Annotated in this window: 11 protein-coding genes and 5 tRNA genes; 11 read left to right on the plus strand and 5 right to left on the minus strand. The window is 59.6% G+C overall.

Annotation, left to right across the window (positions count from 1 at the left end):
• The first annotated feature begins 35 nt into the window (after positions 1-35).
• On the plus strand, positions 36-815 hold the full coding sequence (locus tag ACVWSC_RS08470) for a TatD family hydrolase (protein ID WP_442113185.1): 780 nt from the start codon (positions 36-38) through the stop codon (positions 813-815).
• A gap of 303 nt (positions 816-1118) precedes the next feature.
• On the opposite strand, the gene ACVWSC_RS08475 is transcribed toward ACVWSC_RS08470, so the two are convergent.
• Positions 1119-2252 (minus strand): aminotransferase class V-fold PLP-dependent enzyme, encoded by a 1134-nt coding sequence (locus ACVWSC_RS08475; RefSeq protein ID WP_442113187.1) that lies wholly within the window; start codon positions 2250-2252, stop codon positions 1119-1121.
• A gap of 72 nt (positions 2253-2324) precedes the next feature.
• Here ACVWSC_RS08475 and ACVWSC_RS08480 point away from each other — a divergent pair, with 72 nt between their 5' ends.
• The 4 genes from ACVWSC_RS08480 (at position 2325) to ACVWSC_RS08495 (ending at position 5301) form a co-directional block, all read left to right on the plus strand.
• Positions 2325-2963, plus strand: coding sequence for a TetR/AcrR family transcriptional regulator (locus tag ACVWSC_RS08480; RefSeq protein WP_133210931.1), 639 nt, complete (start codon positions 2325-2327; stop codon positions 2961-2963).
• 126 nt (positions 2964-3089) lie between these two features.
• Positions 3090-4058, plus strand: a complete 969-nt coding sequence (locus tag ACVWSC_RS08485) for a GTP 3',8-cyclase MoaA (RefSeq protein WP_442113190.1) — start codon at positions 3090-3092, stop codon at positions 4056-4058.
• Between the two features lie 66 nt (positions 4059-4124).
• The gene (locus ACVWSC_RS08490; RefSeq protein WP_442113192.1) at positions 4125-4730 is read left to right on the plus strand and encodes a DUF4823 domain-containing protein; all 606 of its coding nucleotides are present in this window, start codon (positions 4125-4127) and stop codon (positions 4728-4730) included.
• 10 nt (positions 4731-4740) lie between these two features.
• Positions 4741-5301, plus strand: coding sequence for a DUF1285 domain-containing protein (locus ACVWSC_RS08495; RefSeq protein WP_442113194.1), 561 nt, complete (start codon positions 4741-4743; stop codon positions 5299-5301).
• A gap of 106 nt (positions 5302-5407) precedes the next feature.
• On the opposite strand, the gene ACVWSC_RS08500 is transcribed toward ACVWSC_RS08495, so the two are convergent.
• Positions 5408-5483: transfer RNA gene (locus ACVWSC_RS08500), tRNA-Asn, on the minus strand.
• Between the two features lie 62 nt (positions 5484-5545).
• Positions 5546-6742 (minus strand): amino acid aminotransferase, encoded by a 1197-nt coding sequence (locus tag ACVWSC_RS08505; RefSeq protein WP_442113196.1) that lies wholly within the window; start codon positions 6740-6742, stop codon positions 5546-5548.
• A 308-nt stretch (positions 6743-7050) separates the two neighbouring features.
• On the opposite strand from ACVWSC_RS08505, the gene uvrB reads away from it, so the two are divergent.
• Complete coding sequence (uvrB, locus tag ACVWSC_RS08510) at positions 7051-9066, plus strand: excinuclease ABC subunit UvrB (RefSeq protein WP_442113198.1); 2016 nt, start codon at positions 7051-7053, stop codon at positions 9064-9066.
• A gap of 96 nt (positions 9067-9162) precedes the next feature.
• Here uvrB and ACVWSC_RS08515 read toward each other — a convergent pair whose 3' ends face one another.
• Positions 9163-10713 (minus strand): DHA2 family efflux MFS transporter permease subunit, encoded by a 1551-nt coding sequence (locus ACVWSC_RS08515; RefSeq protein ID WP_442113200.1) that lies wholly within the window; start codon positions 10711-10713, stop codon positions 9163-9165.
• On the minus strand, positions 10703-11752 hold the full coding sequence (locus ACVWSC_RS08520; protein ID WP_442113202.1) for an HlyD family secretion protein: 1050 nt from the start codon (positions 11750-11752) through the stop codon (positions 10703-10705). The genes ACVWSC_RS08515 and ACVWSC_RS08520 overlap by 11 nt, the downstream gene beginning before the upstream one ends.
• 144 nt (positions 11753-11896) lie before the next feature.
• On the opposite strand from ACVWSC_RS08520, the gene gltX reads away from it, so the two are divergent.
• The 5 genes from gltX to ACVWSC_RS08545 all read left to right on the plus strand — a co-directional run bounded on the left by gltX (position 11897) and on the right by ACVWSC_RS08545 (position 14112).
• Positions 11897-13378, plus strand: a complete 1482-nt coding sequence (gene gltX / locus ACVWSC_RS08525; RefSeq protein WP_442113204.1) for a glutamate--tRNA ligase — start codon at positions 11897-11899, stop codon at positions 13376-13378.
• 254 nt (positions 13379-13632) lie between these two features.
• Positions 13633-13708: transfer RNA gene (locus ACVWSC_RS08530), tRNA-Ala, on the plus strand.
• A gap of 79 nt (positions 13709-13787) precedes the next feature.
• A tRNA-Glu gene (locus tag ACVWSC_RS08535) sits at positions 13788-13863 on the plus strand.
• 53 nt (positions 13864-13916) lie between these two features.
• A tRNA-Ala gene (locus tag ACVWSC_RS08540) sits at positions 13917-13992 on the plus strand.
• 44 nt (positions 13993-14036) lie between these two features.
• Positions 14037-14112, plus strand: a tRNA-Glu gene (locus tag ACVWSC_RS08545).
• Positions 14113-14179: the final 67 nt, after the last annotated feature.

Here is a 14179-nt window from a genome sequence, read left to right on the forward strand (position 1 = left end):
GTCCCTATTACTTTTTTCAGCGTTGTCATGTGCCCATGCTTGTAGATTCCCATTGCCACCTCGACCGACTCGATCTCAGTGCTCACCAGGGCTCGTTGGATGCCGCCCTTGAAGCTGCCCGGGCCCGCGGTGTCGGCCACTTCCTGTGCATCGGTGTCAGTGCCGACAACGCCAAAGCGGTCAAGGACCTGAGCGAGCGTTACAGCGATGTCGACTGCTCGGTGGGTATCCATCCGCTGGACCTGACACCCGACGGCGCGCCACCTTTGGAGTGGCTGCTCAAAGAGCTTGAGCATCCCCATGTGGTGGCCATCGGTGAAACCGGGCTGGATTATCACTACGAGCCGGAAGCGGCCGAGGTGCAGCAAGACTCCTTCCGCCTGCACCTGCAGGCCGCCCAGGTGACCGGCAAGCCGGTGATCATTCACACTCGTGCGGCGCGCGCCGATACCCTGGCGCTGTTGCGCGAAGCCGACTTGAGCCAGGCAGGGGTGTTGCATTGCTTCACCGAAGACTGGGACATGGCCAAGGCAGCGCTCGATCTGGGTTATTACATTTCGTTGTCTGGCATCGTTACCTTCCGCAATGCCGATGCCTTGCGTGACGTGGCCCGGCAAGTGCCAGCCGATCGTTTGCTGGTGGAAACCGATTCGCCTTACCTGGCGCCCATTCCCCACCGTGGCAAACCCAACCTGCCGCAATATGTTCGGGAGGTTGCGGAGTTTGTCGCCATGGTGCGCGGTGAGCGCTACGAACAACTGGCCGAGCAGACCACCGCCAACTTCAAGCGCCTGTTCCCGCTGGCACGCTTGTAGGAGCGGGCTTGCCCCGCGATAGCGGTGTACCTGTCAAACAGCTTCGCAGGCCAAGTCAGGTCGCCGCACCGCCGCTCCTACAAAAATTGCAGGCAAAAAAAACCCGGGTTCTGGGGGGTGAATCCGGGTTAAGACCATTAGGAGTAAAACAAAGGTACGCGGTCCCTGGGCACCTTTATCGGCGCGCCACTTGGGGGGATGCGCCGCGCCAACACCTGAAGTATTGGTCAGGATTGGCGCGCTGCCAGCGCTTGCTGGTCGTTTTTTAAACAGATTTGGAATACGGCTGCGGCTGCTGAGCACTCATCGCTCTGCGATCCGCCGTACCAATGCCAAGGTTTCGTCGATTATCAGCTTGGGCGTGTAGAAATGCGGCGAAAATCGCACTCCAGGCCCACGGGTGATGCAAACCACCTGTTCGCCTTTCAAGCGTTGATGGACGTTGTTGTTATCCAGCCCGGCAATGCTGAACGAGACGATGCCGGAGCGGCGCTGCGGATCTTCCGGGCTATGCAGGCGAACCCCGGGAATGGCCGCCAGTCCGTCATACAGCCAGCCTACGCGCTCTGCCAGAAGCGCAGCCACCTGCGTCATGCCCACCTCTTCAAGCAGCGACAGGCTGGCGTCCAGCGCGGCGGCGCCGAGCATGTTCGGGCTGCCGCACTCAAAGCGCCGCGCGCTGTTTGCCGGTTCCCAGGTGGTGCGGGTGTAGTCGCCCATGTGTTCAAGCATGTGCCAGCCGTACTCGCTGAGCTTCAGGCGCGGGCGAACTTCGGCACGGCAATAGAACACCCCCAGGCCTTCAGGGCCGAGCATCCACTTGTGACCATCGGCCATAGCGAAGTCGCATTGGTAGGCTTGCACGTCGAAGGGCAGGGCGCCCAGTTGTTGAATGGCGTCGATGCAGAACAGCACATCGCGTTCGCGACAGCCTTGGCCAAGGCGCGCCAGATCCAGGCGCAAGCCGCTGGCAAACTGCACGGCACTGATGGCCAGCAGGCGAACGCGTGGCCCGCAAGCGGCCAGCAGGTCGGCCTCCGGATCCTGGCCCTTGAGGCTCACCTGCAGCACTTCTACGCCCTGATCGGCCAAGGCTTCCCAGACGATACGGTTGGAAGGGAATTCCTCATCACTGATGACGATCTGATCCCCGGCTTGCCAAGGCAGTCCGAAGGCGACGAACGAAAGTGCCTCGGAGGTATTTTTGACCAGGGCGATGTCATCGGTCGAAGGCGCGTTGGTCAGGCGCATCAGGCGCTCGCGCAGACGCTGCTCCATGCTCATCCAGGACGGATAGTCCCGGGCGCCGAGCCAAACGTTTTCGTCGGCAAAGCGTGCGACCGCCAGACTGGCCCGTTTCGGCCACGGTGCGACGGCAGCATGGTTCAAGTAGCGAAGGCCTGGAGCCTGTTCAAACTCATCAAGAAACATAGACATGGTCGGATGATCCGTGCATTTTGGCGCAAGTTAGGCATAATAACCGGCTTCGATTTCGATCCAGTCCTTCTTATGCAGAAAGAACCTCGTAAGGTCCGTGAGTTTCGTCGCCGTGAGCAAGAAATTCTCGATACCGCACTCAAGCTGTTTCTCGAACAGGGTGAAGACAGCGTCACCGTCGAGATGATCGCTGATGCAGTGGGTATCGGCAAAGGCACGATCTACAAGCATTTCAAATCCAAGGCGGAGATCTACCTGCGCCTGATGCTCGACTACGAGCGCGATTTGAACGAACTGTTGCACTCTGCCGATGTTGACCGCGACAAGGAAGCCCTGTCGCGTGCCTACTTCGAATTCCGCATGCGCGATCCGCAGCGCTACCGCTTGTTCGATCGCCTCGAAGAAAAGGTGGTCAAGGGCAACCAGGTACCGGAAATGGTCGAGGAGTTGCACAAGATCCGTGCCTCCAACTTCGACCGCCTGACTTTGTTGATCAAAGGCCGCATCAGCGAAGGCAAGCTTGAAGACGTGCCGCCGTACTTCCATTACTGCGCTGCCTGGGCGCTGGTACATGGCGCCGTGGCGCTGTACCACTCGCCGTTCTGGAGCAACGTGCTGGAAGACCAGGAGGGCTTCTTCCAGTTCCTGATGGACATCGGCGTGCGCATGGGCAACAAGCGCAAGCGCGACCCGGATGTGGCCGGCAACTGACCGGCTCTGTTGGGCGCCAACCCTCCTGCGATAAGGCCTGAGGCCTATACTGATGGAAGAGGCTTGCAAAAACCTGATTTTTGAGTCAGGTTTTGCAGGCCCGATTCATCTATCCTGGAGTCACCCATGATCGTCGACCGCCAAGGCAGGCGTTTTCGCAACTTGCGCGTCAGCCTTACCGCTGCGTGCAACTATGCCTGCACCTATTGCGTACCGGACGGCAAGCGCCTGGTGGCGGCCCAGGATGAGCTCAGTGCCGAGGCCATGGCGCGTGGCGTGGCCTATCTGATCGAAGCGGCGGGTATCGAGCGGTTGCGCGTGACCGGCGGTGAGCCGCTGGTCAGCCCCAAGCTTGAAACCTTTCTGACATCCGTTGCCGGGCTGGGGTTGGACGAAATCAGCCTGACCACCAATGGTCAGCTATTGGCTCGCAAGCTGCCGTTGCTGCGCGAGGCAGGCATCCGCCGACTCAATGTCTCCCTCGATACCCTCGATGCCGATGCCTTTCGCCGCATTGCCCGGGGTGGCGACCTGGCTACCGTGCTTGAAGGTATGGAGCAGGCCAGCGCTGCCGGGATGAAGATCAAGGTCAATATGGTGCCCCTGCGTGGGCAGAACTTCGATCAGGTGTTGCCGTTGCTGGAATACTGCCTGGCGCGTGGTTTTGAGCTGCGCTTCATTGAGTTGATGCGCATGGGGCATCTGGCGCGTGATAGCAATGCCTTCCTGCAGCAGTTCGTCAGTCTTGAGCACTTGCTGCAGCTGATCGGCGAGCGTTACGAGTATTTGCAGGCCAATGCTCCGGTGGATGCAACTGCGCTGCGCTATCAGATCCCTGGGCAGGGGTATTTCGGGGTGATTGCCAACGAAAGCGTACCCTTCTGCCGCACCTGTTCGCGCCTGCGCCTGTCTTCTACTGGCTGGCTGCATGGCTGTCTTTCATCGACTAACCGTCACTTTATCGGCGACCTGCTCGACAAGCCGCGCCATCAGGCGTTGCCAGCCTTGCAAGGACTGCTGGTCAAAGCCTTGGGCGACAAGCAGCCGGTGGCCTTTTCCGGTGGTGCTACGGTGATGAAGATCATCGGCGGCTAAGACTGGCGCAAAAGCTGCATCTGTCAGCCATTCGCCGGTTTTCCGTCACCGGCCATTGGAGGATAGATGCGTAGCCTGGTTTTGCTGCTGGCGCTGACGGCGCTGGGTGGCTGTATGAATGTCAGTGATATGGGCGAGGGCGTGCGCTATCACATGAGTGATGCCGGTCTGCTTGATCACAGCGATACCCGGCGTTCGCTGTCGGTACGCCTGCAACCGGATTCATTCATCTATATCGGCCAAGGTGTCTTCGTTCCGCCGGGCAAGGGCCCGTACCCGCGGCCCAATGTGGTGGCTGAAGAGGCGTTCAAAGGCTTCATCGAATATTTCCCGATGGTGCGTCGTGCACAGGGTCCGCTGGGGCTGGAGCAGGCGCTGGTGGAGGCGCGTGGGGTAGGGGCTCATTACCTGCTGTATGCCCGCTTCGCGCGCACCGATGACCGTATTGGCAATGGTGACGAATGGTATGACGAGCAGGCGGTCGATCGCTTGGGTGTCGATACCGGCGTGGTCCAGTTGATGCTGGTTGAAACCAATACGCGCTACCTGATCGACACCGCACGGATCAATACCCGCGGCGGCTTGCTGACGTTCCATGACAACAGGCCGGAAGATTTGCTTGGCCCGCCGCTTGAGGATTACGCTCGTAGCCTTTTGGGCATGAGCCGTTGAGGAGAGGGTGATGACAGATACCGGTAAGGCCATTGACCTACTGGCGCAGATTCCTAAATCTGAAAAGGGGCTGCCACCGGTGCATCTGTGGAACCCGGACTTCTGTGGCGATATCGACATGCGTATCGCCCGCGACGGCACCTGGTATTACCTGGGCACGCCAATCGGGCGCAAGCCGATGGTTCGGCTGTTTTCCACCATCATGCGCCGGGACGGTGATGATTACTTTCTGGTCACGCCTGTGGAGAAGGTGGGCATCAAGGTTGATGACGCGCCGTTCGTGGCGGTGACCCTGGAGGTGCAAGGTGCCGGTGAGCAGCAGGTGCTGCGCTTTACCACTAACGTAGACGATCAGGTCGAGGCCGGCCCCGAGCATCCGTTGCGCTTCGAGATTGATCCGCAGACCCAGGAGCCATCGCCCTACGTGCACGTGCGTGACAACCTGGAAGCGCTGATTCATCGCAACGTGTTTTATCAGTTGGTTGAACTGGCTGTGCCGCAGCACATCGATGGTGAGCAGTGGCTGGGAGTTTGGAGCGGCGGTACGTTCTACCCCATTGGCCGCAGCTGATTGGCGACCTCGCTTTTCCCTGGCCGACTGCAGGGCAGGGGAAAGTGCAGGGGCGGAAACGAAAAAACCTCCAGTGCTTAGCGCAACTGGAGGTTTTTCAGGTATTTGGCTCCGCGACCAGGACTCGAACCTGGGACCCAATGATTAACAGTCATTTGCTCTACCGACTGAGCTATCGCGGAATCTGTGGCGTATCTTACTGATTGCTAAGGGGAAGTCAAGCCTCCCCTTGGCAAAAAGTCAGTTACAGGACCGCGACGATAGCCTTGGTCACCACATGGATGTTGCTTTGATTCAAGGTAGCCACGCAGATACGACCGGTGTCCAAGGCATAAATGCCGAACTCGTTCTTCAGGCGTGCCACTTGCTCAACGCTCAGGCCCGAGTAGGAGAACATGCCGCGCTGGCGACCGACGAAGCTGAAGTCGCGCTGGGCACCGTATTCAGCCAGCAGTTCGACCATTTGCTTACGCATGCCGTGGATGCGCTGACGCATCTCGCCCAGCTCTGCTTCCCACATCGCACGCAGCTCTGGGCTGTTGAGCACGGCAGCAACAATGCTGGCACCGTGGGTTGGCGGGTTTGAGTAGTTGGTACGGATTACACGCTTGACCTGCGACAGTACGCGAGCGCTTTCTTCCTTGGACTCGGTGATGATCGACAGCGCACCCACGCGCTCGCCGTACAGCGAGAAGGATTTCGAGAACGAGCTGGAGACGAAGAAGTTCAGGCCCGATTCAGCGAACAGGCGCACAGCGAAGGCGTCTTCATAGATGCCGTCGCCAAAGCCCTGGTAAGCCATGTCGAGGAATGGCACGTGGCCTTTGGCCTTGACCACTTCCAGGACGTTTTTCCAGTCGTCCAGGCTCAGGTCGACGCCAGTCGGGTTGTGGCAGCAGGCGTGCAGCACGATGATCGAGCCGGCTGGCAGGGCGTTGAGGTCTTCGAGCATGCCGCTGCGGTTGACGTCGTTGGTGGCGGCGTCGTAGTAGCGGTAGTTCTGTACCGGGAAACCAGCAGTTTCAAACAGTGCGCGGTGGTTTTCCCAGCTTGGATCGCTGATCGCCACGACGGCGTCTGGGGAAATCTGCTTGAGGAAGTCAGCGCCGATTTTCAGGGCACCCGTGCCGCCAACGGCCTGGGTGGTGATGACCCGGCCAGCCGCCAGCAGCGGGGACTCGGCGCCGAACAGCAGCTTTTGCACGGCCTGGTCGTAGGCGGCGATGCCGTCGATCGGCAGGTAACCGCGGGAAGCGTGCTGGGCAGCGCGCTGGGTTTCGGCTTCGATCACTGCGCGCAGCAGTGGGATACGCCCTTCTTCGTTGCAGTAAACACCTACGCCCAAGTTGACTTTGTTGCTACGGGTATCGGCGTTGAAAGCTTCGTTGAGGCCCAGAATGGGATCGCGTGGTGCCAGCTCGACAGCGGAAAACAGGCTCATTATTACCTTGGCTCTGAATGGAGAGTGATAGGGGTCGCACGCTCCAGTCGGATGCACTAGAGCGGTGCACAAACGGGGAGTCAGTATAGTGATACCCATCGGTCACGGCGACAGCCTGAAGCAGCTTTTCCTGCTGTTTCACCGAATATTTTTCGACCGTTAGTCGAATTGACCGGTCGTTAGGCAAAATTGGCCACAACACTGAGTTGAAAGTGGCGCAGCAGACCACTATTTCGGTATAACTACTGTCTATAAATACAGTTGCCCGCATCAGCGACAAACGTGTCGCGATAACACAGAGGTTTGTCATGTCCGAGTTCCAGCTCGTCACCCGTTTCCAGCCGGCCGGCGATCAGCCCGAGGCCATTCGCCTGATGGTCGAAGGGATCGAGGCAGGCCTGGCGCACCAGACCCTGCTCGGGGTGACCGGCTCGGGCAAAACCTTCAGCATCGCCAATGTCATCGCCCAGGTGCAGCGCCCGACCCTGGTGCTGGCGCCGAACAAAACCCTGGCAGCGCAGTTGTACGGTGAGTTCAAGGCGTTTTTCCCCAATAACGCTGTGGAGTATTTCGTCTCTTACTACGATTATTACCAGCCCGAAGCCTATGTGCCGTCGTCCGATACCTTTATCGAGAAAGATGCCTCGATCAACGACCACATCGAGCAAATGCGCTTGTCGGCGACCAAGGCTTTGCTGGAGCGTCGGGACGCCATCATCGTTACCACGGTGTCTTGCATTTATGGCCTGGGCAGCCCGGAAACCTACCTGAAGATGGTCCTGCATGTGGACCGTGGCGATAAGCTTGATCAGCGCGCTTTGCTGCGCCGCCTGGCCGACCTGCAGTACACCCGCAATGAAATGGACTTTGCCCGTGCCACCTTTCGGGTGCGCGGCGACGTTATTGACATCTTCCCGGCCGAATCGGACCTGGAAGCCATCCGCATCGAGTTGTTCGACGATGAAGTCGAGAACATCGCCGCCTTCGACCCGCTGACCGGCGAGGTGATCCGCAAACTGCCGCGCTTCACCTTCTACCCCAAGAGCCACTATGTAACGCCGCGGGAAACCCTGCTCGAAGCGGTGGAGGGCATCAAGGAAGAACTGCAGCAGCGCCTGGAATACCTGCACAAGGCCAACAAGCTGGTCGAAGCCCAGCGTCTGGAGCAGCGCACCCGTTTCGATCTGGAGATGATCCTTGAGCTGGGTTACTGCAACGGCATCGAAAACTACTCGCGCTACCTCTCCGGGCGTCCAGCCGGTGCGCCGCCGCCGACCCTCTACGACTACCTGCCGGCTGATTCCCTGTTGGTGATCGACGAATCCCACGTCAGCGTTCCCCAGGTGGGGGCGATGTACAAAGGTGACCGTTCGCGCAAGGAAACCCTGGTTGAATACGGTTTCCGCCTGCCGTCGGCGCTGGACAACCGGCCGATGCGTTTCGATGAGTGGGAGAATGTCAGCCCGCAGACCATCTTTGTCTCCGCAACGCCCGGGCCGTATGAGGCTGAGCATGCCGGGCGGGTAGTGGAGCAGGTGGTGCGTCCAACCGGCCTGGTTGACCCTCAGGTTGAAGTGCGCCCCGCCACGACACAGGTCGATGACCTGCTGTCGGAAATCCGCAAGCGCGTGGCCGTGGAAGAGCGCGTGCTGGTCACCACCCTGACCAAGCGCATGGCCGAAGACCTCACCGATTACCTCGCCGATCACGACGTACGGGTGCGCTACCTGCACTCGGACATCGACACCGTGGAGCGCGTCGAGATCATCCGCGACCTGCGCCTGGGCACCTTTGATGTGCTGGTGGGGATCAACCTGCTGCGTGAAGGCCTGGATATGCCTGAGGTGTCGCTGGTGGCCATTCTCGATGCCGACAAGGAGGGGTTCCTGCGCTCCGAGCGCTCACTGATCCAGACCATCGGCCGTGCTGCGCGTAACCTCAATGGTCGGGCGATTCTGTATGCCGACAACATGACAGGTTCCATGCAGCGGGCGATTGGTGAAACCGAGCGCCGCCGTGACAAGCAGATTGCCTTCAACCTGGCCAACGGCATCGTGCCCAAGGGCGTGGTCAAAGACATCACCGACATCATGGAAGGCGCCAACGTGCCGGGCTCGCGTAGCAAGAAACGCAAAGGCATGGCCAAGGCGGCGGAAGAGAGTGCCCGCTACGAAGCCGAATTGCGCTCCCCGGGCGAGATCGCCAAGCGTATCAAGCTGCTGGAGGAGAAGATGTACCAGCTGGCCCGCGACCTGGAGTTCGAAGCGGCAGCGCAGATGCGCGACGAAATTGCTGCCTTGCGCGAGCGTATGCTCACCGCCTGAGCAGGTTGCACGGCGGTGGGAGCGGGCTTGCCCCGCGATTGCGGTGTGCCCGTCACATCGCTTCGCGGGACAAGCCCGCTCCCACCGCCGCTGATTTCAGTGGGCTTCGCCCGCTTTCAGGCCTTGCGGCAATTTGCGCGTCATCATCACCGCCAGCATGCTGATCGCCAAACCGATACCGACAAAATGGAAGGCGTCGTTGTAGGCCATGATCATCGCCTGCTGGTGGGTAATCTCACTGAGTTTGCCCAGCGCCGCACTTTCACTGCCCAGTCGTTCCGCCAGTTGCGCCAAGCGCTCTGCCACTTGCGGGTTGGTCGGTACCACCGATTCGCGCAGGTAATCGAAATACACCTTGGCGCGCGCATCCAGCAGGGTCGCCAGCAGGGCAATGCCGATGGCGCCGCCGAGGTTGCGCAGAATGTTGAACAGGCTCGATGCCGACCCGGCATCCTGCGGCAGGATGTAGCTGGTGGCGATCAACGAGATGGTGACCATGATCATCGGCTGCCCCAGTGCACGAATGATCTGGATATGGTTGAACTGCTCGCCCGCGAAATCCGGGTTGAGAACCCCGGAGCCGAAGCTGGCCAGGCCGAACAGGCCAAAGCCCAAGGTGCAGAGTATCTTCGGCGAAATCACCTTCATCAGTTGCGGCACCAACGGAATCAGAAACAGCTGCGGCACGCCCATCCACATGATCACTTCGCCAATCTGCAGGGCGTTGTAATTCTGGATTTGCGCCAGATACAGCGGTAGCAGGTAGATCGATCCGTATAACCCAACCCCCATTCCCAGGCTGGCGATGCTCGACAGGCCGAAGTTGCGGTTGCCGAGGATGCGCAGGTTGATCAGCGGGTTGGGTTTGGAGAACTGCACGATCACAAAGGTGATCAGGCTGAGCAGGGCGATACTGCCAAGGCTGACAATCAGCCCGGATTCCAGCCAGTCTTTGCGGTGACCTTCTTCCAGGAACACCTGCAGGCAGCCCAGGCCCACGCCGAGGGTGACGATGCCGACGTAATCGGTGCTTTTCAGCAGCTCCCAGTGCGCCTCTTTCTTTTCCAGGCCATACATCAGGCCACCGATCATGATCAGACCGGGTGGGATGTTGATGTAGAAGATGTACTCCCAACCCCAGTTTTCGGTCAGCCAGCCGCCCAATGTCGGTCCGATGGACGGCGCGAAAGTAGCCGTCATGGCAAACATGGCCATGCCTTTGGCGCGGTGGTGCTCAGGCAGCTTGATCAGCGTCAGGGTAAACGCCAGCGGAATCAGCGCACCGCCGGTAAAACCCTGCAAGGCGCGAAAGATGATCATGCTCTCCAGGTTCCAGGCCATCGAGCACAGCAGCGACGAGACCAGAAAACCCAGTGACACCCACACCGCCAGGCGCCGTGCCGACAGCAGCTGCACCAGCCAGGCGGTGAGCGGGATCATGATGATCTCAGCGACCAGGTAAGAGGTCGAGATCCACGAGCCTTCTTCCAGGGTGGCCGACAGCGCGCCCTGGATATCTTTGAGCGAGGAGTTGGTGATCTGGATGTCCAGTACCGCCATGAACGCACCGAGCATCACACTCATGACCGCGATCCAGTCGCGTCGGCTCGGTTCGCCGACGGGACGGATCAGTGCATCACCGGCCATTGTCGGCTGTATTCCGGATATCCACGGTGGCAGTGACGGACATACCCGGGCGGATTCGGCCTTGCAGTGGGTTGTCGGCCGCGAAGGTCAGCTTGACCGGAATGCGTTGCACCACCTTGGTGAAGTTGCCGGTGGCGTTGTCCGGTGGCAGCAGGCTGAACTGGGCACCTGAGGCGGCGAACAGGCTGTCGACCCGGGCGCTGATCGGTTCGTCTGGGTAACTGTCAAAAACCAGTTCGGCCTGCTGTCCCGGCAGCATGTGGCCAATCTGGGTTTCCTTGAAGTTGGCCTGGATCCAGATGTCTTGGTCCGGAACGATCGACAGCAGGTAGGCGCCGGCTTGTACCACCTGGCCATTGCGTGCCGCGCGCTGGCCAATCATGCCGCTGATCGGTGCATGGATTTCGCTGCGGGTCAGGTTCAACTCGGCCTGGGCCAGGTCGGCACGGGCATTGACGATCTGCGCGTCCAGGCGCTTGATTTCGGCGCTCAGGGCATTGACCTGCTGACGCTGGCCTTGCAGGTCGGCTTGGGCTTTGCTCACCTGGGAGCGGGCGACATTGTTTTCTGCCGACAGGGTAGTGACCCGTTCTTCGGAAACAAAGCCGGGTTTGCGCAGCGCCTGGGCGCGGTTGAGGTCAAGTTCGGCGCGGCCGAGGGTGGCCTGGTTGGCGGCGACCTGGGCCTGGCCGGCGGCAATCAGGCTGGATTGTTGGGTCAGGCGGCTTTCAGCTTGCAGGCGCTCGGCCTGGCGGGTGTCGAGGGCAGCACGCGCGCGTTCCACGGCCAGGCGGAAATCGTCCGGCTCCAGGCGGACCAGCAGGTCGCCTTTGTTGACATGCTGGTTATCCTGCACCAGCACTTCATCGATGCGTGCACTCAGTTGGCTGGAAACCCGGGTGATTTCGCCCTGGACATAGGCGTTGTCAGTACTCTCGAAAAAGCGTCCTTTGAAGTACCAGTGAGCGAGAAAGGCGAGGGCGATCAGCACAACCAGGGTCAGGAAAACCAGCAGGCGGCGTTTAAGTTGAGCGGGCATGTGTACCATCGTTCCAAAAATGTAAGCAAATTTAACCGTGTTTGGATCCAGCACCACAAGTGCCGATCGCGCCCATTGCTGGAGCCCGGTGCCCGCTCCCTGTTAACATTCAGCCTTTGATTCATCTCTAGTCCGAGACTCTCCATGACCACCGTTCGCACGCGTATCGCGCCTTCACCTACTGGCGATCCCCACGTCGGCACCGCCTATATCGCCCTGTTCAACTACTGCTTCGCCAAGCAGCACGGCGGCGAATTCATCTTGCGTATTGAAGATACCGACCAGCTGCGTTCGACTCGTGAGTCTGAACAGCAGATTTTCGACGCCCTGCGCTGGTTGGGTATCGAGTGGAGCGAAGGCCCGGATGTCGGCGGCCCGCATGGCCCTTACCGGCAGAGCGAGCGTGGTGACATCTACAAGCAATACGCTCAGCAACTGGTCGACATGGGTCACGCCTTCCCGTGCTTCTGCACCGCCGAAGAGCTCGACCAGATGCGTGCCGAGCAAATGGCGCGTGGCGAAACCCCGCGTTACGACGGCCGTGCCTTGCTGCTGTCGGCAGAAGAAGTGCAGCGTCGCCTGGCTGCCGGTGAGCCGCATGTCATCCGCATGAAAGTGCCGAGTGAAGGCGTTTGCGTGGTACCGGACCTGCTGCGCGGCGATGTCGAGATCCCGTGGGACCGCATGGACATGCAGGTACTGATGAAGACCGATGGCCTGCCGACCTACTTCCTGGCCAACGTCGTCGATGACCATTTGATGGGCATCACCCATGTGCTGCGTGGCGAAGAATGGCTGCCGTCGGCTCCCAAGCTGATCAAACTGTACGAATACTTCGGTTGGGAACAGCCAACCCTGTGCTACATGCCGCTGCTGCGTAACCCGGACAAGAGCAAGCTGTCCAAGCGCAAGAACCCGACCTCGGTGACCTTCTACGAGCGCATGGGCTTCATGCCGGAAGCCATGCTCAACTACCTGGGCCGTATGGGCTGGTCGATGCCGGACGAGCGCGAGAAGTTCTCCCTGGCCGAGATGGTCGAACACTTCGACCTGTCGCGGGTGTCCCTGGGTGGGCCGATTTTCGATATCGAGAAGCTGTCCTGGCTCAACGGCCAGTGGCTGCGCGACCTGCCGGTGGAAGAATTCGCCGCACGGGTGCAGAAGTGGGCGTTCAACAGCGACTACATGATGAAAATCGCCCCGCATGTGCAGGGCAGGGTAGAGACCTTCAGCCAGATCGCCCCACTGGGGGGCTTCTTCTTCGAAGGCGCGCTGAAGCTCGATGCCAAGCTGTTCGAACACAAAAAGCTGTCGGCCGACCAGGTGCGCCAGGTCATGCAACTGATCCTGTGGAAGCTGGAAAGCCTGCGCCAGTGGGAAAAAGAGCGCATCACCGGTTGCATCCAGGCGGTGGTCGAAGCGCTGGAACTGAAGCTGCGTGATGCCATGCCGCTGATGTTCGCTGCCATCAGTGGCCAAGCCAGCTCGGTATCGGTGCTCGACGCCATGGAAATCCTTGGCCCGGACCTGACCCGTTACCGCTTGCGCCAGGCACTTGATCTGCTCGGTGGCGTGTCGAAGAAAGAAAACAAGGAATGGGAGAAGCTGTTGGGCACCATCGCCTGATAGTTTTCGCGGGGCAAGCCCGCTCCTACCAGACGGTAGGAGCGGGCTTGCCCCGCGATGCTTTTCAGCCCGCTACCCAGCAAAACCGGGCATTCGAAGGTAAGTGTTTGTTATCTCGGAAAAAAAATTCAAAAAAAGTCGAAAATAAATTTGACAGGTGTGCAATCCGATCTTAATATGCGCCCCGTCCACAGCGATGAACGAAACGAAGCGCGAAGCACCCAGCCAAGCGATTCAGTTCAAAGCGACATTGTGGGGCTATAGCTCAGCTGGGAGAGCGCCTGCATGGCATGCAGGAGGTCAGCGGTTCGATCCCGCTTAGCTCCACCAAATTCCGATTCGTAGTCAGCTACACTGACTGCGGAGTCAACCAGGTTCCAGCAGCCGGGTTGTTAAGGTAAGAAGGTTCGTCCCCTTCGTCTAGTGGCCTAGGACACCGCCCTTTCACGGCGGTAACAGGGGTTCGAGTCCCCTAGGGGACGCCAGTTTTACACAAGCGATATCGAAAGACATCGCTGGGCCGCGAGGCTAGAAATCTGGGGCTATAGCTCAGCTGGGAGAGCGCCTGCATGGCATGCAGGAGGTCAGCGGTTCGATCCCGCTTAGCTCCACCAATTTTGCCAGGATTCGTGAAAACGGATCTGCACGAAGGTTACAAGTCCCCTTCGTCTAGTGGCCTAGGACACCGCCCTTTCACGGCGGTAACAGGGGTTCGAGTCCCCTAGGGGACGCCATTTTACCCACTTTGTGGGATTTCAAGGCTCATTCGATTATTGAATGAGCCTTTTGTTTTTGCCTCGA

The sequence above is a fragment of the Pseudomonas sp. NUPR-002 genome (genome assembly GCF_056322725.1).

Excerpts from the sequence above, each read along its gene's own strand:
- ACVWSC_RS08470 (WP_442113185.1), top strand. The coding sequence starts at position 36 with ATGCTTGTAGATTCCCATTGCCACCTCGACCGACTCGATCTCAGTGCT.
- ACVWSC_RS08475 (WP_442113187.1), bottom strand. The coding sequence starts at position 2,252 with ATGTCTATGTTTCTTGATGAGTTTGAACAGGCTCCAGGCCTTCGCTAC.
- ACVWSC_RS08480 (WP_133210931.1), top strand. The coding sequence starts at position 2,325 with ATGCAGAAAGAACCTCGTAAGGTCCGTGAGTTTCGTCGCCGTGAGCAA.
- ACVWSC_RS08485 (WP_442113190.1), top strand. The coding sequence starts at position 3,090 with ATGATCGTCGACCGCCAAGGCAGGCGTTTTCGCAACTTGCGCGTCAGC.
- ACVWSC_RS08490 (WP_442113192.1), top strand. The coding sequence starts at position 4,125 with ATGCGTAGCCTGGTTTTGCTGCTGGCGCTGACGGCGCTGGGTGGCTGT.
- ACVWSC_RS08495 (WP_442113194.1), top strand. The coding sequence starts at position 4,741 with ATGACAGATACCGGTAAGGCCATTGACCTACTGGCGCAGATTCCTAAA.
- ACVWSC_RS08505 (WP_442113196.1), bottom strand. The coding sequence starts at position 6,742 with ATGAGCCTGTTTTCCGCTGTCGAGCTGGCACCACGCGATCCCATTCTG.
- uvrB (WP_442113198.1), top strand. The coding sequence starts at position 7,051 with ATGTCCGAGTTCCAGCTCGTCACCCGTTTCCAGCCGGCCGGCGATCAG.
- ACVWSC_RS08515 (WP_442113200.1), bottom strand. The coding sequence starts at position 10,713 with ATGGCCGGTGATGCACTGATCCGTCCCGTCGGCGAACCGAGCCGACGC.
- ACVWSC_RS08520 (WP_442113202.1), bottom strand. The coding sequence starts at position 11,752 with ATGCCCGCTCAACTTAAACGCCGCCTGCTGGTTTTCCTGACCCTGGTT.
- gltX (WP_442113204.1), top strand. The coding sequence starts at position 11,897 with ATGACCACCGTTCGCACGCGTATCGCGCCTTCACCTACTGGCGATCCC.